Origin of the sequence: Streptomyces sp. NPDC048196, assembly GCF_040652715.1 — a bacterium.
GTDB lineage: Bacteria > Actinomycetota > Actinomycetes > Streptomycetales > Streptomycetaceae > Streptomyces > Streptomyces siderophoricus.
In genome coordinates this window covers 65,551-87,065 of record NZ_JBEZMM010000005.1, presented here as the reverse complement: position 1 = coordinate 87,065, position 21,515 = coordinate 65,551, and the positions used below count along the sequence as shown (strand labels likewise).

Below are 21,515 nucleotides of genomic sequence, written 5' to 3'. Positions count from 1 at the left end.
GGCGGGCGCGAGGGAGTACTCGGTGGCCTCACTTTACGGGCAAATCGGGCGGGTGGCTGCCGGGGCGGAGGGCCCTTGTACCGGAGGCAGGGAGGCGTGTCGTACGCGTGAGGGGGCACCGGGCCGCCGCCGGCCCGGTGCCCCCTCCGCCGGGGGCCCGGTTCAGTCCTCGGAGGCCGCGCTCGGCAGCTTCGCCTGGATCAGGTCCATGACCGAGGAGTCGGTGAGCGTCGAGACGTCCCCGAGGTCGCGGTTCTCGGCGACGTCACGCAGCAGCCGCCGCATGATCTTGCCGGAGCGGGTCTTGGGCAGCTCCGCCACCGGCAGGATCCGCTTGGGCTTGGCGATCGGGCCGAGCTGCTGGGCGACATGGGCGCGCAGCTCATCGACCAGGCCCTCGTCCTCCGCCGCGCTGCCGCGCAGGATGACGAAGGCGCAGATGGCCTGGGTGGTCTGCGGGTCGGTGGCGCCGACGACCGCGGCCTCGGCCACCTTCGGGTGCGAGACCAGCGCGGACTCGACCTCGGTGGTGGAGATGTTGTGCCCGGACACGAGCATCACGTCGTCGACCCTGCCGAGCAGCCAGATGTCGCCGTCGTCGTCCTTCTTCGCGCCGTCACCGGCGAAGTACTTGCCCTCGAAGCGGGACCAGTACGTGTCGAGGTAGCGCTGGTCGTCGCCCCAGATCGTGCGGAGCATCGACGGCCACGGCTCGGTCAGGACGAGGTAGCCGCCGGCGCCGTTGGGCACCTCGTTGGCGCCGTCGTCCACGACCGTCGCCGAGATGCCGGGCAGCGGCACCTGCGCGGAGCCGGGCTTGGTCGCCGTGACGCCCGGCAGCGGGCTGAGCATCACCGCGCCGGTCTCGGTCTGCCACCAGGTGTCCACGATCGGCGCCGAGTCCGCGCCGATGTGCTTGCGGTACCACATCCACGCCTCGGGGTTGATCGGCTCGCCCACCGAGCCCAGGACGCGCAGCGACGACAGGTCGAACTTCGCCGGGATGTCGTCGCCCCACTTCATGCAGGCCCGGATCGCGGTCGGCGCGGTGTAGAGGATCGTCACGCCGTACTTCTGGACGATCTCCCACCAGCGGCCCTGGTGCGGGGTGTCCGGGGTGCCCTCGTAGAGCACCTCGGTCGCGCCGTTGGAGAGCGGGCCGTAGACGATGTACGAGTGGCCCGTCACCCAGCCGACGTCGGCGGTGCACCAGTAGACGTCCGATTCCGGCTTGAGGTCGAAGACGGCGTGGTGGGTGTACGACACCTGGGTGAGGTAGCCGCCGGTGGTGTGCAGGATGCCCTTGGGCTTACCCGTCGTCCCGGAGGTGTAGAGGATGAACAGCGGGTGCTCGGCGTCGAACGCCTCGGGGGTGTGCGTCTCGCTCTGCCGGTCGACGATCTCGTGCCACCACACGTCGCGGCCCTCGTGCCAGGCGATGTCCTCCTGGCCCGTACGGCGCACCACGAGCACACTGCGGACGTTCTCCGTGCCGGGCCTGGTCAGGGCCTCGTCGACGGCCGGCTTGAGGGCGGACGGCTTGCCGCGGCGGTAGCCACCGTCGGCGGTGATCACGACGCGGGCGTCGGCGTCGTTGATCCGGGTCGCCAGCGCGTCCGCGGAGAAGCCGCCGAAGACCACCGAATGCGGCGCGCCCAGGCGGGCGCAGGCCAGCATGGCGACGACCGTCTCCGGGATCATCGGCATGTAGATGGCGACCCGGTCGCCGGCCCGCACGCCCAGCTCGGTCAGGGCGTGGGCGGCCTTGGAGACCTCGCGCTGCAGCTCGGCGTAGGTCAGGGAGCGGCTGTCGCCCGGCTCGCCCTCGAAGTGGACGGCGACCCGGTCGCCCAGGCCGTTCTCCACATGGCGGTCGACGCAGTTGTAGGCGACGTTCAGCTTGCCGTCGGCGAACCACTTCGCGAAGGGCGGGTTGGACCAGTCGAGGGTCTGGGTGGGCTCGGTCTCCCAGGACAGGCGCCGGGCCTGCTCGGCCCAGAAGCGCAGCCGGTCCGCCGCGCCCTCTTCGTACGCGGCAGCCGTGACGTTGGCGTGCGCGGCCAGCTCGGCGGGGGGTGCGAACCGCCGTTCCTCTTTGAGCAGGTTGGCCAGGCTTTCGTTGCTCACGACTTCTCCCAATCACAGGGGTGTCCGATGTGTCCCAGGCCATAGCTCATCAGCCCGCACGGGCCCCTGACAAGGGCTGTGGACAAAAAATGGTCCAGACCTGTTGACGGCCAGTCGGTTCCGTGCTGACCGGCGGCCTTCGGCGCAGGTCAGGCCCGGGCCGGGGACGCCTCGCCGCGGACCGCGCGGAACCGCCCGGTGGCCTCGTCGAGCACGTACGCCTGGGCCTCGCCGACATGGAAGTACATCCCGTGCAGGGTGAGCGCTCCCTCCGCCACCCGGCGCGCCACACAGGCGTGCGCCCTGAGGTGGTCGAGCTGCTGCCGGACGTTGACGAGTGCCAGCCGTTCCTGATCATCGCTCACGGGTCGGCCGCACAGCGCGACTTCTCCCCGGCCCAGCCGCCCGATGCGCTGCATCCGGGCCAGGCTCGGCAGGCCGTGCCGCAGCCAGCGGGAGAGGGGGGTCGGCTCGCCGTCCTCGGGCGCGGCGGAATTCAGCAGGGCCCCCATGGCGCCGCATCCGGAATGCCCGCAGACCGTGATCGAGCCGACCCGCAGGACCTCGACCGCGTACTCGATCGCCGCGCCCACGGAGTCGCACGTGGCCTCCGAGCCGGGCGGGGGCATCAGATTGCCGACATTGCGCACGGTGAACAGGTCGCCCGGACCGCTGGCGGTGATCATGCTCGTGACCACCCGGGAGTCGGCGCAGGTCAGGAACAGCTGGGTGGGCCGCTGGCCCTCGCGCGCCAGCCGGGCCAGCTCCTCGCGCACCAGTGGTGCCGTGTGGCGCTGGAACGCACTGATCCCGCCCAGCAGTTGGCTGCTGCCCTCCGGGGTCGCGCCCTGGTCCGAGGCGGTCCGGGTGCACTCGTGGTGGCGCCACGGCGTCCACGGCCGGCAGGAGTGCGCGCCGGCCGGCTCGGCGAGCGGCCGGGCCGAGCGGCCCCCGAGGGTCACCCAGCCGCCGTGCGCCCGATGGGCCGCCGACCAGGACTGCAGCGCCTCGTGGGCGGCGTGGTCCATGAAGGAGCCGCGGAGTTCGATGACGACATCGGTGTGGGCCGGGACCAGCGCCAGCGCCCGGGTCAGCCGCGGCACCGCCAGGAACGTCAACTGGCCGCTGATGCGCACCCGGTAGCCCTCGTCCTCCTTCGTGACGGTGACGCGTGTGTGGGTCAGCCGGCGCAGTGCCAGGAAGGCCGCGACGGCGATGCCGGTCAGCACGCCCTGGAGGACGCCGAGCAGCACCACACCGCCCAATGTGGCGGCGTAGACCGGGAATTCGCGGTGCCGCTGTACGTGCCGGATGTGCGCGAAGCTCACCATCCGTACGCCGACCACCATCACCAGGGCGGCCAGTGCGGCCAGCGGGATGAGCTCCAGGGCGGCCGCCGCCAGGCCGGCGCACAGCAGCACCCACACGCCGTGCAGCACGGTGGCGCGGCGGGTGACGGCGCCGGCCCGTACGTTGGCCGAGCCGCGGATCGCACCACCGGAGACGGGCAGCCCGCCCAGCAGTCCGGAGACGGCGTTGGCCGCCCCCTGGGCGGCCAGTTCGCGGTTGAGGGCCAGGCGGCCGGTGGGGGCCCCGGGCCGCTCGGCGGCGAGCCGGTCCACGGCCACGGCGGACAGCAGCGACTCCATGCTGGCGACGAAGGTGACGGTCAGCACCGCGGCGGCCAGGGCCGGAACGGACACCTCCGGCAGCGCCGGGAGCGTGGGCACCTGCCAGTTCGGCAGCACCACGCGCGGCACCGCCGAACCCGCGCCGGCCGCCGTCGCGGCGGCCACCGCGACCAGCGGCGCCGGCAGCGCCCGCGCCCACCGCCCGGCGCGGCCCGGCAGCCGCCCCCAGCCGGCGAGTACGACCACGGTGACGGCGCCGATCAGCAGCGCGGTGGGGTGCGGATGCGCCAGCTGGCCGGGGAGGGCGGCGATGTTGTCGAGCGCCGAACTGTCGGGCCGGCCGCCGAGCACCACATGGAGCTGCCCGATGGCGATGGTGGCCCCGATGCCGGCCAGCATGCCGTGCACGATCGCCGGGCTGACCGCCAGCGTCGCCCGGGCCACCCGCAGGGCGCCCAGGGCGAGTTGGGTCAGACCGGCCAGGACCGTGATGGCGCAGGTGGCCCGCCAGCCGTAGCGCTGGACGAGGTCGGTGGTGACCACCAGGAGGCCGGTGGCGGCGCCGCTCACCTGAAGGGGCGCGCCGCCCAGCAGCCCGGCGACGATGCCGCCGACGACCGCGGCGATCAGTCCGGCCTGGAGCGGGGCTCCGGTGGCCAGCGCGACGCCGAGCGACAGCGGGACGGCGAGCAGGAAGACGACGGCCGAGGCGGAGAGGTCCCGGAGCCAGGCGGCCCGGCCGGCCCGCTTGGTCGGGGGTGCGAGGGGCTGGAGGAGCGGCTCGGGAGGGACGGCGGCCCAGTGCGGGGAGCGGGGCGGCTGCGGCGGCGACTTCTCGATCTGCGACATTCCCGTCTCCTCCGGGGCGACGCGGTCGCGCGGGGCGCGATCGTGGGCGGCGGTGTACTGCGGCGGGTCGCGAGCCGGCCGGTGGGCGTCGCGGTGGGTGACGGTCCGGTGACTCTCAAGCGGCGGTAAACGAAGCGTAATGACGTGTAAAGGTCCGGAGAAGACTTTGCGGGCATTTGCCCCAATCCACCCCTCTATCGGGTGAAGATCCCGGCTCCGGCGTTGCCGGGATCGGTAAACGGGGCGGCCGGTCCGGTGGGCCCGGCGCGAGCCGTGCGACGACTCGCGCCGGCCGGCGGTCAGGCCGGCTGCGGGGTGGCCGTCCCCTCGGAGAGGACGAACGCCGGGTCGACCTGGGCCGCGAGATCGACGCCCGTCTTCGCGTTGCCCCAGCTCTCCGCGTTCTTCAGGTGGAAGTGCACCATCTGGCGCGTGTAGCGCTCCCAGTCGCGACGCCCGTAGGTCGCATCGGCGGTGTCGTGCAGCGTCTCCAGGGCGCGCCGGTTGGCCTGCTCCAGATAGGCGAAGCGGGCCGGGCGGCCCTTCTCCATGGCGCGCACCCACTCCGACTGCCCGACCGTCACCAGCAGGTCGTCGCCCGTCGCGTCGCGCAGGAACGCCAGGTCGTCCGGTCCCTGGACCTTGTTGCCCACCACCTTGAGGGGGACCCCGAAATCCCGGGCGTACTCCTTGTACTGGCGGTAGACCGCGACGCCCTTACGGGTCGGCTCGGCGACCAGGAAGGTCATGTCGAAGCGGGTGAACATCCCGGAGGCGAAGGAGTCGGACCCGGCCGTCATGTCGACCACGACGTACTCCTCGCGGCCGTCAACAAGGTGGTTCAGGCACAGTTCGACGGCGCCGACCTTGGAGTGGTAACAGGCCACGCCGAGGTCCGACTCGGTGAACGGCCCGGTCGCCATCAGCCGGACCGGGGCGCCGTCCAGTTCCACCGTCCGCGCGCACGCGTCGTAGACGGGGTTGTCCTCGCAGACCCGCAGGAGGCGCGACCCCTCACCGGGCGGGGTCGTCTTGATCATGGCTTCGGCGGACGGGATCCGGGGGTTGCTGCCGCGCAAATAGTCCTTGATCAGCGGGAGATGGGTGCCCATCGCGGGAAGCGCGGCGGCCTCCGCCTCGTCGAGGCCGAGCGCGGCACCCAGATGCTGGTTGATGTCGGCGTCCACGGCGATCACGGGGATCCGGGCCGCGGCGAGATGGCGGACGAACAGGGAGGAGAGGGTGGTCTTGCCGCTGCCGCCCTTGCCTACGAAAGCGATCTTCATGTTCACAAAGGGTAATCCGGCGGTTCCGGTGAGTGAGAGCCCTGCGTGAAGAAGACCACTCCTTCGAGGGGTTCGGGCTGCCGGTGCGTAGGGTCGTACCCATGGCTGGAAACTCCCGGGGGACCACCCCCGCACCCCCGAAGGCGAGCGACGATCCGCTCGCGACCCTGGCCTTGCTCCCGGGAGTCGCCGACTCCGTGGACTCCGTACGCAAGGGCGTCGACCGGGTCTACGGACACCGGATCATGCGGCGTCGCAGCAACGAGGTCAGTTCCGAGGCGGCGCTGCGCGGAGCGCGCGGTTCCGCGGCCCTGTCGGGCGCCGACTGGGCGCTCGAAGAGGTCAGGCGCCGGACCGACTTCGGCGTCGAGGGCGAGCCGCGGACGGTCGGCGCGGCCCTGCGGCTGACCGCCGAGGCCGGCCAGCTGCTGAGCGTGTGGCGGCAGTCGCCGCTGCGGGTGCTGGCGCGGCTCCACCTTGTGGCGGCCGGCAAGGAGGCGGCGGACGAGACGGTGGGGCGGCCCCGGCTCGCCGGGGAGCCGGTGGACGAGCCGCTCGTCGAGCTGCCGCTGCCGGATGCCGACGAGGTGGCCGGGCGGCTGGACGGCCTGTCGCGGCTGCTGCTGGCCGGCACGGAGGCGCCGGCGCTGGTGCTCGCCGCCGTGGTGCACGGCGAACTGCTGGCGCTGCGGCCGTTCGCCTCGCACAACGGGCTGGTCGCCCGGGCCGCGGAACGGGTCGTGCTGGTCGGCAGCGGACTGGACCCCAAGGCGATCTGCCCCGCCGAGGTGGGGCACGCGGAACTGGGCCGGGCGGCCTACGTGGCGGCCCTGGAGGGCTATGTCTCGGGCACCCCGGAGGGCGTCGCCGGATGGATCGCCCACTGTGGACGCGCGGTCGAACTCGGCGTACGGGAGAGCACGGCGGTCTGTGAGGCCCTCCAGCGCGGCGCGGCATAAGCGGCGGGGGCGCGGTATCCGGCCGTTGCGGGCGGCGGTATCCGACCCGGTAGCCGGAATTCCGGAACGCATTGCTTGATTTGGCCCGAACACAGGGTTGCGGCGGTACCAATCGGTGGTACCGCCGCTGGCATGTCTGCCGGGTTACCAGGCGTGCTCGAATATTTGCCCATCAGGTCGGAATCTTCGTCCGGTTACCTGGTGCGGCTGGCCCGTAATCGACGGGTCGGCGTCGCGTGGGTGCCCGGCATTCATGCATCGGTCCGTGGGCCACTTGCTGCGTTAAAGGTGTTCCTCTCGGATGTCCTTGGTCTCGCGGGCCGTTAAGTCCTTTGTACTACTCGTACCGGGCAAGCGGAACCCCGGGCCGCAGATCTTTACGTTTGGCTTCAAACGCGGTCAATACGGGCGGCGCGGCCGAGCCGGCCAATACGGGCGAGGCCCGGCTTTGCGGTTTTCCGCCGGCTCGCGTACCAGACCAGGGTGGCGGTGGCGGCCGCCGCGCTCACCGCGGCCATGGCGGCGAGCGCCGGCCGGGACGGCATGGACAGCGCCGGCAGCCGCTGCTTGAGCGGAACCGGGCGGTTGAAGGAGAGCACCGGCCAGCCCCGCGCGACGGCCTCGCGGCGCAGCGCGCGGTCCGGATTGACCGCGTACGGATGCCCCACGGCCGACAGCATCGGAACATCGGTTGCCGAATCGCTGTACGCATAACAGCGCTCCAGGTCGTAGCCCTCGGACTCGGCGAGCTCCCGGACGGCCTCCGCCTTGGTGGGGCCGTAGGCGTAATACTCCACCTCTCCGGTGAATCGGCCGTCCTCGCCGACGACCATACGGGTGGCCACGACCCGGTCGGCACCGAGAAGTTCCCCGATCGGTTCGACGACCTCGGCACCCGAGGTGGAGACAATGACGACATCGCGTCCGGCGGCGTGATGCTCCTCGATGAGTGAGGCCGCCTCGTCGTAAATGATCGGGTCGATCAGATCGTGCAGTGTCTCGGCGACGATCTCCCGCACCTGGGACACATCCCAGCCGCGGCACAAGGAGGAGAGATATTCCCGCATCCGCTCCATCTGATCGTGATCGGCACCGCCCGCGAGGAACACGAACTGGGCATACGCAGTGCGCAGTACGGCCCGCCGATTGATCAGGCCGCCTTGGTAGAACGACTTGCTGAAGGTCAGCGTGCTCGACTTAGCAATGACGGTCTTGTCCAAGTCGAAGAACGCGGCAGTACGGGGCGTCGAGTGAGGCACGGAGTGGTTTTCCACGGGGCGAGCATAGGCGGCCCACCATTCGGCGTAAGGTGTGGCGCGTGGGTTTGCCTGAGAAGGCTCTCGGGTACACCATGGAAGTCACGGATCGTTCGCGACCGTGCTAACCCGGTCCGGCTCCTCCCCCCCCGAGTCGGCCGTGGGGACGACCCCCGCTCTCCCCCCCGGCGGGGGTCGTCGCATGTCCGGGGGCCTTTTCTGCCTTGAGGCACCGATCCGCCCGTCTTTGCGCCCGCTCGGCGCTTGCCGTCACGACGCCTTCTTCCCCTTACGCACCGTAGTCATCACGCTGCTCTGAGGAAGGCTTGGACGGGCCGCCCCCTGGTGTCCCTGGAGTACCTCGCGAGGCCCTCTTGCGTCACGGAAGTGGCCGCCGGTCGCTGGAATAGGTGACGGGGATATTCACAGGCGCGGAGTTGTCCACAGATTTGGACCAAGATCCACCCGGATTTCCCGATCCCTGCATCGTAAAAGTCCGCGAGTTCGCGAGTGCGGGTCGCGTAGCGATAGGGGGACGGGACATGGCTGGAACCATGCCATCGGAAGGGCCGGCCCGGGCCGGCGAAGAGTGGGGCGGCCCGCTGATCGTCACCGAGGACGAAGGGCTCCTCGACGACCTGCTGCGGCTGTGTGCGGCGGCCGGCGCGCTACCCGAAGTGGCGCACGGCCTGCCGGCCCGCAAAGGGGGCTGGGAGGCGGCGCCGCTGGTGATCGTCGGGGCCGACTGCGCGGGCCGGTTACGCGGTGCCGGACGCCGCCCGGGCGTGATCCTCACGGCCCGGGGCACCGACGACCCCGAGACCTGGCGGCAGGCCGTCGCCCTGGGCGCCGAGCGGGTCCTCGGCCTTCCCGACGGGGAGCGCTGGCTGGTCGACCGGATCGCCGACGCGGTCGAGGGGGACGGGCCGCCGGCCCTCACGGTGGGCGTCATCGGCGGCCGCGGTGGCGCCGGGGCGAGCACCCTGGCCGCCGCGCTGGCCGTCACCGCCGCGCGGACGGGGCGGCGCACGATGCTCGTCGACGGCGACCCGCTGGGCGGCGGGCTGGACGTCCTGCTGGGCGGGGAGAAGGAGAAGGGACTGCGCTGGCCGGCCTTCGCCGAGTCGCGCGGCCGGGTGGCCTGCGGCGCCCTGGAGGAGTCCCTGCCCCGGCTGCACTCCCTACGGGTTCTCAGCTGGGACCGGGGCACGGAGGTCGCCATTCCGCCGCCGGCCATGCGCGCGGTCGTCTCCGCGGCACGCCGGCGCGGCGGGGTCGTGGTGGTGGACCTGCCGCGCCGCGCCGACGAGGCGACGGCGGAGGCACTGTCCCAGGTGGACGTCGGGCTGCTGCTGGTGCCCACGGAGCTGCGGGCGGTCGCGGCGGCCCGACGGGTGGCCGGCGGGGTGCGGCCTCTGCTCGGCGATCTGCGGCTGGTGGCGCGCGGAACCCCCGACCGTCATGGACACGGCCTGCCCCCGGCCGAGATCGCCCGCCTCATGGATCTTCCACTGGCCGGTGAACTCCCCTGGGAGCTGGGCCTGTTCGCGGACCTGGCCCGCGGTCTGCCACCGGGCTCCCAGGCCCGCGGTCCGCTGGCGCGCTTCTGCGCGGAGTTCTGGTCCCGGGCGGCGGGTGGCCGGGACGGCGCCGCTGAGCCGGGAGCGGGCCGGAAGGGGGCACCCGGCGGCGTGGATCCGGCGGCCGCGCGCCCGGACGGAGCGGACGGAGGCCGGCCGTGAAACAGGGCGAGGGCCTGCTGGAGGCGGTGCGGCGACGACTCGCCGAAGCCGGGGCGGAGCCGACCCCGGCCCGGGTGGCGGTGGCGCTGCGCGAGGAAGGGCGGCTGCTGGGGGACACCGAAGTGCTGGGCGTGGTGGGGGCGTTGCGCTCCGAGATGGTGGGCAGCGGACCGCTGGAGCCGCTGCTGGCCGCGCCCGAGGTGACGGACGTCCTGGTCACCGCGCCGGACGAGGTGTGGGTGGACCGCGGCGCCGGCCTGGAGCGCACGGAGGTCCGCTTCCGGGACGGCGCGGAGGTCCGCCGGCTCGCCCAGCGGCTGGCGGCGGTGGCCGGCCGGCGGCTGGACGATGCCCGGCCATGGGTGGACGCCCGGCTTCCGGACGGCACCCGGCTGCACGCCGTCCTGCCCCCGGTGGCGGTCGGCGGGACCTGCCTGTCCTTACGGGTGCTGCGGCCCAGGGCCTTCGCGCTCGCGGAGCTGGTCGCGGCGGGGACGGTCCCTCCCGGCGGCGACCGGCTGCTCCGGGCGGTGCTGGCGGCCCGGCTGTCCTTCCTGATCAGCGGTGGTACGGGCTCCGGCAAGACCACGCTCCTCAGCACGCTGCTCGGCCTGGTCGGCCCGGCCGAGCGGATTGTCCTGGCCGAGGACTCGGCGGAGCTGCGCCCCGACCACCCCCATGTGGTGCGGCTGGAGACCCGGCCCGCCAATCAGGAGGGCGCGGGGCGGGTGACGCTGCGGGACCTCGTACGGCAGGCGCTCCGGATGCGGCCGGACCGGCTGGTGGTGGGCGAGGTGCGGGGCCCGGAGGTCACGGACCTGCTGGCCGCCCTCAACACGGGCCATGAGGGCGGCTGCGGCACGGTCCACGCCAACGCCGCCTGCGACGTCCCCGCCCGCCTGGAGGCCCTCGGCTCCACCGCGGGCCTGGACCGGGCCGCGCTGCACAGCCAGTTGGCAGCCGCGCTCTCCGTCGTCCTCCACCTCGTACGCGACCGGACCGGCCGCCGCCGGATCGCCGAGGTGCACGTCCTCGAGCGCAATCGCGACGGCTGTGTGGTGACCGTCCCGGCAGCGCTCTGGAGCCCGGACGGCTTCCAACCGGCCCAGGGGTGGGGGCGGTTGAGCCGCCTGTGCGAGCGCGGCGGAGGCGAGGGGGCATGAACGGCACAGGGCTGGCGCTGGTGGGCGCGGTGGTGTGTGCGGGGGCCGCGGCCCGGCTGGCGGCCGGGAGACGGGAGGAGGTACGGCGGCGGGCCCGGGCGGTCCTCGGGGGCGATGCGGGCGACCGGACTGCCCAGGGGCGGTCCCCGCGGCTGGGGGAGGAGGTACGGGCGTGGTGCGCGGGACGCGTGATCGACGGGGAGCGGCGCTGGCGCCTCGGGCGCCGGGCCGACCTCGGCCGGGAGCTGTGGTGCCTGCCGGCCGGGCTGGCGCTGGGCGTACTGGGCGGGTCCGTGCTGCCGGTGCTCGCGGCACCGGTGGCGGGGTACCTCGTTCGGCGGTGGCTCGCCGGTCGTCGGGCGGAAAGGGCGCGCGAGCGGCGGACCACCGAGGTGATCGGGCTGTGCGCGGCGGTGGCGGGGGAGCTGCGGGCCGGCCGGCAGCCGGCCCAGGCGCTGTACGCCGCGGGGGCACCACCGGCGCTGGGCCCGGCGGGCCGGGCGGCGGCCGCGGCCGCGCGTTACGGCGGGGACGTGCCCCGAGCGCTACGGGCTGCGGCGCGGCAGCCCGGGGCCGAGGGGCTCACCGCGGTGGCGGCGTGCTGGCAGGTGGCGGTCGAGGGCGGTGCGGGCCTGGCCGCCGGTCTGGAGCGGATCGCGGCCGGACTCCGCGTCCGCCGGGAGCTGCGCGAGGAACTGCGGGCCCAGTTGGCCGGCCCCCGGGCGACCGCGCTGATGCTGGAGCTTCTCCCGGTGGGCGGCCTCCTGATGGGCACCGCATTGGGCGCCGACCCCCTGGGAGTGCTGCTGCACTCCCCGGCCGGCTGGGGCTGCCTGGTGCTCGGCGGGCTCCTGGAGTGGGGCGGGGTGGCGTGGACGACCCGGATCGTCGCGGAAGCGGAAGGCACGGGTGGCACGGGGGGCACGGAGGGCGTGCGAGGCGCGCGAGGGACAGATGACGTGGAAGGGGCGGACGAGGCGCAAGGCATAGAAGGCACGCGAGGCACGCGAGGCATGCGAGGTGCGGAAGTGCGGAACGAAGGCGCAGGCGCACGAAAAGTACGCAGAAGGGGCATGTGGTGAGCGCGATGGTGGACGCAAGCAGCGACGTCGCGGAGGTTGTCCACAGGGTGGGGATGACGGTGGCCGCCGCGTCACCCGTGGTGTCGCCCGTCGCAACGGTGCTGCTGTGTGCGACGGCGACGGCGACGGCGGCGGTGGCGGCAATGGCGGTGCTGGGCGAGGCGCGCCGGCGCCGGGCCGTACGAAGACGGGCGGCGGCCGTTCTGGGCCACGGGCCGGCCGCGGACGGCGGCCGCGGTGGCGGTGCCGGGCCTGGTGGGTCGAGTCGGCTCTTGGGGCCCGGAGGGCGCGCAAGTCGTAGGCGAGCGAAGGCCCGGGGCCGTCCAACGGGAGCCGGCGGGCCGGCGAAATGGGTCGGGCCCCTGGGAGCGGCGGTCTTCGTGGCCCTCCTCATCGGCGGCGCGACCGGCGTCCTGGCGGGTCTCTTCGCAGGCTTCGTCGCGCACCGCAGGCTGGCGCGCCACCAGGAGGCGCAGGCCGCACGGTCGGCGGCCGAGGAAGTACACCGGCAACTGGTGCCGGCCGCAGATCTGTTGGCCGCATGCCTGGCGGCGGGAGCAGGTCCACGCGAAGCAGCCGAAGCGGTCGGCCGGTCCCTCGACGGGCCGGTGGCCGAACGGCTGCGGCAAGTGGCGGCGGAGCTGCGACTGGGAGGGGAACCGGCCGTCGTCTGGCGGCGGTTGGCCGCACTGCCCGGCGCCGAGGAACTCGCCCGCTGTATGGAGCGCGCCGGGATATCCGGCGTGCCGGCGGTGGAGTCCGCATCCCGGATCGCCGCTGCTCTACGCGCCGAACGGGACAGAGCCGCGGCCGCACGGGCCCGGCGGGCCGGCGTGCTGGTCACTCTCCCGCTGGCCGGTTGCTTTCTCCCGGCGTTCCTCCTGCTCGGGGTGGCCCCGGTGCTCCTCGGACTGGCGGACGGCCTGCTGGGGCGCAACTGACTGCGGGGACTGACGACGAGGACTGACTACAAGGGCTGACCAGGAGGGCCGACACGAAGCGCAGACGCGAGAACGAGAAGACGTCACCAACCAACGACAACAACCCAAGCAACGAATACGACCACAGCGACAACGACAACGACAGCGACAACAACCAAGCAACCACACGACCCAGACAGCGACAGCGACAGCGACAACGACAACGAACCGGCCGGGAGGCGGCCGGGGAACGGGGGTTGGCATGTTCCGGCGATGGAGGAAGCGGCTGCGCGGGATGGCGGCCGACGACCGTGGGATGGCAACGGCCGAATACGCGATCGTCACGCTCGCGGCCTGTGCGCTGGCCGTGGTGTTCTACCGGCTCATCACGAGCGGCACCGTGCGTGCGGCATTGCGGTCATTGATCGAGCAGGCGCTCCATGCACCGTCGTGACGTCGGAAGGACGCTCCGCGGGGCCCGCGCGGCCCCGCGGAGGGCGCGCGACGCCGGCTCTGTGACCGCGGAGACGGCTCTGGTGCTGCCGGTGCTGGTGGTGGTCGTGGCGGTGCTCATCTGGGGCCTGATGGCCGCCTGTGCCCGCATCGAGTGCGTGGACGCGGCGCGGGCCGGGGCCCGGGCGGCCGCGCGCTCGGAACCGCGGACAGCGGTGCTCGCGGCCGCCCGGCGCGTGGCGCCCCGGGGCGCGCGGGTGGCGCTGGCCCGGGAGGGCGATCTGGTGCGGGTGCGGGTCGAGGCCGCACTGCCCGGTGTCGGGGAGCTGACGGTACGCGTCGGAGGGGAGGCGGTGGCTCTTGCGGAGGAAACGGTGGGGCGATGAGGGCTCGGCGACGGTCTGCACGGTCTTCGCCGCCGCGGCGCTGTGCGCGGTCTTCCTGGCCCTGATGGGACTGGGCCAGGCCGTCACGGCACGCCACCGGGCGGGCGGCGCCGCCGACCTGGCCGCGCTGGCGGCCGCGGACCGAGCCGTACGGGGCCCGGCCGCCGCCTGCGCGGCGGCGGGCCGGGTGGCGGCTGCACAGCACACGCGGCTGGTGCGCTGCGCGGTCTCCGGCCCGGTCGCGGACGTCTCGGTGGAAGCAGGCAGCGGGCCCTTCACCACCCAGTCACGGGCCCGCGCCGGACCGGCGGGACAGGAGCCACCCCCTGCCCGCCCGGAGGCGCAAGGGCCGTCCTCTGCCCGTAGGGAGGCTCAACGGGCGCCCTCTCCCGGTACGCCGCCACGAGGGGAGCCTCCTGCCCGGCCCGACACCACAAGGGCCGCCCCCGGCCCGTACGGCGACGCAGGAGGCCCGTTGCCGGCCCGGCGGGCATACGAGCCTCAGCGGCCGCTCCTACGACAGCGCAAGCACGCCCAACGCCCCTCAGACGGCACGCGGCCCACCCGCCTCCCGCCGGCCAGCACGGTCGCCCGCGTACGTGCACCCCCACCGGCCTCTTTCGACCCACCACGGGAGGGGACAGACCGGAGGACGAAGTCCGTAGGGCTGGCACCGCACCTGACACCCACCCAGCCCGCCGCAGGCGCAACGGCGCACAACAACCGCGGCGGGACGGCCAAGTACGTGTGAGGGGCCGCCAGCGCATCGGCGGGCTCCAGGCACGGCGCCGCAGCCGACCGCGTGGGAGGCGCCGCAGGCGCTACGGCGAGTAGCGCTCACGGCGCTGCAGCCGAGTACGTGGGAGGGGCCGCAGGCGCTACGGCGAGCAACAGGCACGGCGCCGCAGCCGAGTACGTAGGAGGGGGCCGCAGGCACAACGGCGAGCAACAGGCACGGCGCCGCAGTCGACCACGTGGGAAGGGCCGCCAAGCGCAACGGCGAGCAACCACCACGGCGCCGCACCCTAGTACGTGGGGCCACCCAGCCTGCCCCAGCCAACCCGCCCGTTCCGCCCCCGGCGCGTGCCTCAAGCGGGGGTTTTCGGGGCGCCGCGGAGGAGTTCGCCGAGGAGGCGGATGGCGCCGCGTTTGTGGAGGGGGTCGTTGCCGTTGCCGCATTTGGGGGACTGGATGCAGGACGGGCAGCCGGCCTCGCACTCGCAGGAGGCGATCGCGCTGCGGGTGGCGGTGAGCCAGTCGGCGGCCGTGTGGAAGGCGCGTTCGGCGAAGCCCGCGCCGCCCGGGTGGCCGTCGTAGACGAACACGGTCGGCAGCAGGGTGTCCGGGTGCAGCGGGACGGACACCCCGCCGATGTCCCAGCGGTCGCAGGTGGCGAAGAGCGGCAGCATGCCGATGGAGGCGTGCTCCGCGGCGTGCAGCGCGCCGCCGAGCTGCCGGGGGCCGACGCGGGCGGCGTCGAGCTGGTCCTCGGTGACCGTCCACCACACCGCGCGGGTGCGCAGCGTACGCGGCGGCAGATCGAGCTTGGTCTCGCCCAGGACCTCGCCGGTGATGAGCTTGCGGCGCAGGTAGGACACGACCTGGTTGGTGACCTCCACAGAGCCGAAGCACAGCCGGGCGTCCCCCCAGGGGACCTCGGTGTCGGTCTCCAGGATGGAGATGGCCGTGGTGTCGCGGGCCGTCGTGGAATACGGCGGGCTGGCCTCCTCGACCAGCGCGACGTCGTCGTCCAGGTCGAGGTGGCGCACGAGGTACGTACGGCCCTGATGGAGGTGGACCGCGCCGTCGTGCACGGTGGTGTGCGCGGCGCCGGCGTCCACGGTCCCCAGCAGCCGCCCGGTGCCGGCCTCCACGACCTGAACCGGCGCGCCCCCCTGGCCGCGGATGTCGGTGAGGTCGGCGGCCCGTTCGCGGCGCGTCCAGTGCCAGGCGGTGGCCCGCCGCCGCAGCAGTGCCGCGGCCTCCAGCTGCGGCATCAGCCCTGCGGCGGCGGGCCCGAAGAGCGGGAAGTCGGCCTCGGTGAGCGGGAGTTCGGCGGCGGCGGCGCACAGGTGCGGGGCGAGCACATAGGGATTGTCGGGATCAAGGACGGTCGACTCGACCGGCTGGTCGAAGAGCGCCTCGGGGTGGTGGACGAGATAGGTGTCCAGCGGGTCGTCGCGGGCCACGAGCACCGCCAGGGCGCCCTGCCCGGCCCGTCCGGCCCGGCCGGCCTGCTGCCACAAGGACGCGCGGGTCCCCGGATAGCCGGCGATGATCACGGCGTCCAGGCCGGAGACGTCCACGCCCAGCTCCAGCGCCGTCGTGGCGGCCAGGCCCAGGAGTGCGCCGCTGTGCAGGGCGCGTTCCAGGGCGCGGCGCTCCTCGGGCAGGTAGCCGCCCCGATAGGCGGCGATCCGCGCGGGCAGCGAGCGGTCCACCTCGGCGAGCCGTTCCTGAGCGATCAGCGCGATCAGTTCCGCGCCGCGCCGAGAGCGTACGAAGGCGACCGTGCGCACGCCCTGGACGGCGAGGTCGGTGAGCAGATCGGCGGTCTCGGCGGTGGCCGTGCGGCGCACCGGGGCGCCCTGTTCACCGTGCAGTTCGGTCAGCGGCGGCTCCCAGAGCGCGAAGACCAACTCGCCGCGCGGCGAGGTGTCCTCGGTGATCTCCACCACGGGCAGACCGGTGAGCCGGGTCGCGGCCCGGGCCGGCTCGGCGGACGTGGCGGAGGCGAGCAGGAAGACCGGCTCCGAGCCGTAACGGGCGCAGACCCGGCGCAGCCGGCGGAGGACCTGGGCGACGTGCGAGCCGAACACACCGCGGTAGGTGTGGCACTCGTCGATGACCACATAGCGCAGCGCGCGCAGGAAGGAGGACCACCGGGAATGGGACGGCAGGATGCCGCGGTGCAGCATGTCCGGGTTGGTCAGCACGTAGTTCGCGTACTGGCGGACCCACTCGCGCTCCTCGACGGGGGTGTCGCCGTCGTAGACCGCCGGCCGGACGGCGTTGCCCAGCGGGGCGGCCAGCTCCCGCACGGCGCGCCGCTGGTCGGCGGCCAGGGCCTTCGTCGGGGCCAGATACAGCGCCGTGGTGCCCCTGCCGTTGGGCGCCTCCGCACCGTCCAGGAGCGTGGAGAGGACCGGCGCCAGATATGCCAGCGACTTGCCCGAGGCGGTGCCGGTGGCCACCACGACCGACTCGCCGCGCAATGCGTGTTCGGACGTCCGTGCCTGGTGGGCCCAGGGACGCTCGATTCCGGACGAACGGATCGCGTCGATCACTTCGGGCCGGATCCGATCGGGCCAGTCGGTGTGGCTCCCGATGCGCGGGGGCAAGTGCTCCGTATGAGTGATGCGCGCAGCGCGGGTCGCGCCCCGGGCGAGACGTTCGAGAATCATGCCTGGGGAAGGGCGCGCGCCCGCATCCGGCGGGAGTCGATTGGAGGCCATCGGCACCGAGTGTGTCACCGGAGTGACGGACAATGCTCAAAGGGCGTCGTGCACGCCTGCTGGTAAGTGATTGAATGCCATCGCGGCTGCCAGATCCGCCCCTACTTCGGTGGGGAGGCCCCAGGGGGGCGACCGCTCGATAGCAAGGTGCTGGAGGATCCGTGGACCTGTCCCTGTCGACCCGGACCGTTGGCGACCGTACGGTCGTCGAGGTCGGTGGCGAGATTGATGTATACACCGCGCCCAAGCTGCGCGAGCAGCTGGTCGAGCTTGTGAACGACGGAAGCTACCACCTCGTGGTGGACATGGAACGTGTCGACTTCCTCGACTCCACTGGGCTCGGCGTCCTGGTCGGCGGACTCAAGCGGGTGCGCGCCCATGAGGGCTCGCTGCGCCTGGTCTGCAACCAGGAGCGCATTCTCAAGATCTTCCGTATCACCGGTCTGACCAAGGTGTTCCCGATTCACACCTCGGTCGAGGAAGCCGTCGCAGCCACTGACTGACGGCTTGCCGGGCCCCCGCGCCGGCAGGCGCGGGGGAAGGAAGGAGTGGGGGGTACCGGACGGGTGTCCGGCCCCCTGCGTCGCACGCCCGCATATCGAGGGGGATGGCATGGCCACCGTCGAACTCCGTTTCAGCGCCCTTCCCGAGCATGTCCGCACCGCGCGACTGGTCGCGGCTGCCGTGGCACGGCGGGCCGGGGTGGACGAGGCCGTCCTGGACGAGGTGCGGCTCGCGGTCGGCGAGGCCTGCAGCCGGGCCGTGGGGCTGCACGAGAGCCATGACATCGAGTCGCCGGTGCGGGTGCTGCTGATCGAGGACGAGAAGAAGTTCTCGATCGAGGTCGGCGACGGCGTGCCCGGCGGGCCCACCGCGGCGGGTGCCCGGGGCGCCGGTGAGGCCGAGGGCGCCGCGGAGAGCGACGCCGAGGGCGAGGACGAGATGGGCCTCGCGGTCATCAGCGGGCTGGTCGACGACGTCGAGGTGACCGCCGGTGAAGAGGGCGGCATGATCCGCATGACCTGGCCCACGACGACGGCGGCCACCATCTCGTAGCCGGCACGGACGGCTGCCCTGCCGCGGCCCGTACCCGCTCGTACCCGTATCCGTACCTGCACCTGTGCCCGTGCTCGTGCCCAGCGTCTGTACGGCTTCTGACATGCCCCTGCCCTTGCCGCTGCTCTGCGTGGGGGCAGCGGGGGTCCGTCACCCCGCCATGCGTTGCCACGGGCGTCCGTCACCCCGCTCCCCATGCGTTGCCCCATGCGTTGCGATCCGGACTCGATCTGACGGGTCCTCATGGGGCGTGATGAGCCCTCACGGTCCCTCAGGGGGACGTTTGTGGGCGGTGGGTCACCCGTTCGGCCGCGGCCGGGCGGCTCAATTCTCTCCGGGGTCTCCTGTGCCTCATTCGGCCCAGCCGCCGGGGGCGGTGTCCTTGAGCAGCGGCGATCAATGCGTGATCAAGCGGTGATCAGTACGACGAAGAGATCATCTGTCGACGGTCAGTGAATTCGGTGCATTCCTTCGTCCGGGCGAATTCCGGGCGCCTTCTGCCTTTTGATCTTCGCGACTACCGGCGAATTCCCTTTGAGGCGCCCTGTTTTGATCAACCGGGGCTCCCTACAATCCGTCCACATCTCTTGCTCAGGACGCCTGAGCGTGCTTCCGCGCGCCCATGTGCCAAACGTCAAGGAGGACGAATGGCGGGGCCTTACACCCCTCAGTTGCTTGACACCCCCTCTTTTCTGGCCGGGCCGTCACTGACCGCGGGCAACCGCGGCATCGTGCTGGTGATCGCCGCGGTGGCGCTGGCGGCGCTGGCCGTCGCGGCGGTGCTGGTCCGCCAAGTGCTTGCGGCCGGCGAGGGAACCGACAGTATGAAGAAGATCGCGGCGGCGGTGCAGGAAGGCGCAAATGCCTACCTGGCACGGCAGTTGCGGACCCTCGCCGTATTCGCGGTCGTGGTGTTCTTCCTGCTCATGCTGCTGCCCGCGGATAACTGGTCGCAGCGTGCCGGGCGCAGTGCCTTCTTCTTGATCGGCGCGGCATTCTCGGCGGCCACCGGCTATATCGGCATGTGGCTCGCGGTGCGCAGCAATGTGCGTGTGGCGGCGGCCGCCCGGGAGGCCACTCCGGCCGAGGGCGAATCCCGGGAAAAGGATCTTACGGCGGTATCCCACAAGGCGATGAAGATCGCTTTCCGTACCGGTGGCGTGGTCGGCATGTTCACCGTGGGACTCGGTCTGCTCGGTGCGTCCTGTGTGGTCCTCGTCTACGCGGTCGACGCGCCCAAGGTGCTGGAGGGCTTCGGTCTCGGCGCCGCGCTGATCGCGATGTTCATGAGGGTCGGCGGCGGCATCTTCACCAAGGCCGCCGACGTCGGCGCCGACCTCGTCGGCAAGGTCGAGCAGGGCATCCCCGAGGACGACCCGCGCAACGCCGCGACCATCGCGGACAACGTCGGCGACAACGTCGGTGACTGCGCCGGCATGGCCGCCGACCTCTTCGAGTCGTACGCCGTCACCCTGGTCGCCGCCCTCATCCTGGGCACCGCGGCCTTCGGGGACGCGGGCCTCGCCTTCCCGCTGCTGGTGCCGGCCATCGGCGTGCTCACCGCGATGATCGGCATCTTCGTCGTCGCGCCGCGGCGCCGGGACCGCAGCGGCATGACCGCCATCAACCGCGGCTTCTTCGTCTCCGCGGGCATCTCGCTGGTCCTGGTGGCCGCCGCGGTCTTCACCTACCTGCCGTCCAGCTACCGCGACCTGACCGGCGTCAGCGACCCCGTGGTCCTGGGCCACAGCGGTGACCCGCGGATGCTGGCCCTGGTCGCGGTCGCCGTCGGCATCGTGCTCGCCGCGCTGATCCAGCAGCTGACCGGATACTTCACCGAGACCACCCGGCGGCCCGTACGGGACATCGGCAAGACCTCGCTGACCGGGCCGGCCACCGTCGTCCTCTCCGGCATCTCGGTCGGCCTGGAATCGGCCGTCTACTCGGCGGTGCTGATCGGACTGGCCGTCTACGGGGCGTTCCTGCTGGGCGGCGCGTCCATCACCCTGGCGCTGTTCGCGGTGGCGCTGGCCGGCACCGGCCTGCTGACCACCGTCGGCGTGATCGTGGCCATGGACACCTTCGGACCGGTCTCCGACAACGCGCAGGGCATCGCCGAGATGTCCGGCGACGTCTCCGGTGACGGCGCGCAGGTGCTGACCGATCTGGACGCGGTCGGCAACACCACCAAGGCCATCACCAAGGGCATCGCCATCGCGACCGCTGTACTGGCCGCCTCCGCGCTCTTCGGCTCCTACCGGGACGCGATCGCCACCGCCGTACGCAACATCGGCCGGGCCGCCGGCGGCATGGGGCTCAGCCTGGACATCTCGCAGCCCAACAACCTGGTCGGGCTGGTCCTCGGCGCCTCGGTCGTCTTCCTGTTCTCCGGGCTGGCGATCAACGCCGTGTCGCGGTCGGCGGGAGCGGTGGTCTTCGAGGTGCGCCGGCAGTTCCGGGAGAAGCCCGGGATCATGGACTACACCCAGACGCCCGAGTACGGGCGGGTGGTCGACATCTGCACCAAGGACGCGCTGCGCGAGCTGGCCACCCCGGGCCTGCTGGCGGTGCTCACCCCGATCGCGGTCGGCTTCTCGCTGGGCGTCGGGGCGCTGGGCTCGTTCCTGGCCGGGGCGATCGGTACCGGCACCTTGATGGCGGTCTTCCTCGCCAACTCCGGTGGCGCCTGGGACAACGCCAAGAAGCTGGTCGAGGACGGCCACCACGGCGGCAAGGGCAGCGAGGCACACGCCGCCACGGTCATCGGTGACACCGTCGGCGACCCGTTCAAGGACACCGCCGGACCGGCGATCAACCCGCTGCTGAAGGTGATGAACCTGGTGGCGCTGCTGATCGCGCCCGCCGTGGTGAAGTTCTCGTACGGCGAGGACAAGAACCTCGGCATCCGGATCGCGGCGGCCGCATTGGCGCTCGTCGTCATCATCGGTGCCGTGTACATCTCCAAGCGGCGCGGAATCGCCGTGGGTGACGAACACAACAACTCCGAGGAGCCCGACGGCGTCGCCAAGTCGGCCGAGACGGCGGTGGCGTCCTAACCGGAACCGACCGTCGGAAGGCTCGCGGACCGCTCAACTGGGCGGGTGGACGGCGCATGTTGCAGGCGCCGGCCACCCGCCCTCGGTCTGCCCG

The 21,515-nt window shown here is 72.7% G+C and carries 16 protein-coding genes; 11 read left to right on the top strand and 5 right to left on the bottom strand.

From position 1 onward, the window contains the following. Nucleotides 1-162: 162 nt before the first annotated feature. From acs to AB0E02_RS08480, 3 genes are all read right to left on the bottom strand, one after another. Nucleotides 163-2,127: an acetate--CoA ligase gene (acs, locus tag AB0E02_RS08490; RefSeq protein WP_362137237.1), complete on the bottom strand. Its 1,965-nt coding sequence runs from the start codon at nucleotides 2,125-2,127 to the stop codon at nucleotides 163-165. 149 nt (nucleotides 2,128-2,276) lie between these two features. Then, complete coding sequence (locus AB0E02_RS08485) at nucleotides 2,277-4,607, bottom strand: SulP family inorganic anion transporter (protein ID WP_362137236.1); 2,331 nt, start codon at nucleotides 4,605-4,607, stop codon at nucleotides 2,277-2,279. A 299-nt stretch (nucleotides 4,608-4,906) separates the two neighbouring features. Next, nucleotides 4,907-5,893, bottom strand: a complete 987-nt coding sequence (locus tag AB0E02_RS08480) for an ATP-binding protein (RefSeq protein ID WP_362137235.1) — start codon at nucleotides 5,891-5,893, stop codon at nucleotides 4,907-4,909. A 101-nt stretch (nucleotides 5,894-5,994) separates the two neighbouring features. Between AB0E02_RS08480 and AB0E02_RS08475 the strand changes: the two genes are divergently transcribed. Further along, nucleotides 5,995-6,852 (top strand): oxidoreductase, encoded by an 858-nt coding sequence (locus AB0E02_RS08475; RefSeq protein ID WP_362137234.1) that lies wholly within the window; start codon nucleotides 5,995-5,997, stop codon nucleotides 6,850-6,852. A 389-nt stretch (nucleotides 6,853-7,241) separates the two neighbouring features. Here the strand turns inward: AB0E02_RS08475 and AB0E02_RS08470 are convergent, their stop codons facing one another. After that, the gene (locus tag AB0E02_RS08470) at nucleotides 7,242-8,126 is read right to left on the bottom strand and encodes an HAD-IB family hydrolase (protein ID WP_362137233.1); all 885 of its coding nucleotides are present in this window, start codon (nucleotides 8,124-8,126) and stop codon (nucleotides 7,242-7,244) included. A gap of 524 nt (nucleotides 8,127-8,650) precedes the next feature. Between AB0E02_RS08470 and ssd the strand changes: the two genes are divergently transcribed. The 7 genes from ssd (at nucleotide 8,651) to AB0E02_RS08435 (ending at nucleotide 14,605) form a co-directional block, all read left to right on the top strand. Next, nucleotides 8,651-9,850, top strand: coding sequence for a septum site-determining protein Ssd (gene ssd, locus AB0E02_RS08465; RefSeq protein WP_362137232.1), 1,200 nt, complete (start codon nucleotides 8,651-8,653; stop codon nucleotides 9,848-9,850). After that, a complete protein-coding gene (locus AB0E02_RS08460; RefSeq protein WP_362137231.1) occupies nucleotides 9,847-11,013 on the top strand; it encodes a TadA family conjugal transfer-associated ATPase in 1,167 nt (388 codons plus the stop codon). The genes ssd and AB0E02_RS08460 overlap by 4 nt, the downstream gene beginning before the upstream one ends. Then, a complete protein-coding gene (locus AB0E02_RS08455) occupies nucleotides 11,010-12,095 on the top strand; it encodes a type II secretion system F family protein (protein ID WP_362137230.1) in 1,086 nt (361 codons plus the stop codon). The genes AB0E02_RS08460 and AB0E02_RS08455 overlap by 4 nt, the downstream gene beginning before the upstream one ends. 380 nt (nucleotides 12,096-12,475) lie before the next feature. After that, on the top strand, nucleotides 12,476-13,036 hold the full coding sequence (locus AB0E02_RS08450) for a type II secretion system F family protein (RefSeq protein ID WP_362137229.1): 561 nt from the start codon (nucleotides 12,476-12,478) through the stop codon (nucleotides 13,034-13,036). Between the two features lie 274 nt (nucleotides 13,037-13,310). Further along, entirely contained in the window at nucleotides 13,311-13,469 is a 159-nt protein-coding gene (locus AB0E02_RS08445; protein WP_267887879.1) for a DUF4244 domain-containing protein, read from the top strand. Continuing rightward, a complete protein-coding gene (locus tag AB0E02_RS08440; protein WP_362137228.1) occupies nucleotides 13,456-13,854 on the top strand; it encodes a TadE family type IV pilus minor pilin in 399 nt (132 codons plus the stop codon). Before AB0E02_RS08445 ends, AB0E02_RS08440 begins: the two co-directional genes overlap by 14 nt. Further along, entirely contained in the window at nucleotides 13,829-14,605 is a 777-nt protein-coding gene (locus tag AB0E02_RS08435) for an Rv3654c family TadE-like protein (RefSeq protein ID WP_362137227.1), read from the top strand. The genes AB0E02_RS08440 and AB0E02_RS08435 overlap by 26 nt, the downstream gene beginning before the upstream one ends. A 337-nt stretch (nucleotides 14,606-14,942) precedes the next feature. Here the strand turns inward: AB0E02_RS08435 and AB0E02_RS08430 are convergent, their stop codons facing one another. Then, on the bottom strand, nucleotides 14,943-17,309 hold the full coding sequence (locus AB0E02_RS08430; RefSeq protein WP_362137226.1) for a DEAD/DEAH box helicase: 2,367 nt from the start codon (nucleotides 17,307-17,309) through the stop codon (nucleotides 14,943-14,945). Nucleotides 17,310-17,470: 161 nt separating this feature from the next. Here AB0E02_RS08430 and bldG point away from each other — a divergent pair, with 161 nt between their 5' ends. The 3 genes from bldG (at nucleotide 17,471) to AB0E02_RS08415 (ending at nucleotide 21,421) form a co-directional block, all read left to right on the top strand. Continuing rightward, on the top strand, nucleotides 17,471-17,812 hold the full coding sequence (bldG, locus tag AB0E02_RS08425) for an anti-sigma factor antagonist BldG (protein ID WP_030412609.1): 342 nt from the start codon (nucleotides 17,471-17,473) through the stop codon (nucleotides 17,810-17,812). A gap of 109 nt (nucleotides 17,813-17,921) precedes the next feature. After that, complete coding sequence (locus tag AB0E02_RS08420) at nucleotides 17,922-18,365, top strand: ATP-binding protein (protein ID WP_362137225.1); 444 nt, start codon at nucleotides 17,922-17,924, stop codon at nucleotides 18,363-18,365. A gap of 647 nt (nucleotides 18,366-19,012) precedes the next feature. Continuing rightward, nucleotides 19,013-21,421, top strand: a complete 2,409-nt coding sequence (locus tag AB0E02_RS08415) for a sodium-translocating pyrophosphatase (protein ID WP_362137223.1) — start codon at nucleotides 19,013-19,015, stop codon at nucleotides 21,419-21,421. Nucleotides 21,422-21,515: the final 94 nt, after the last annotated feature.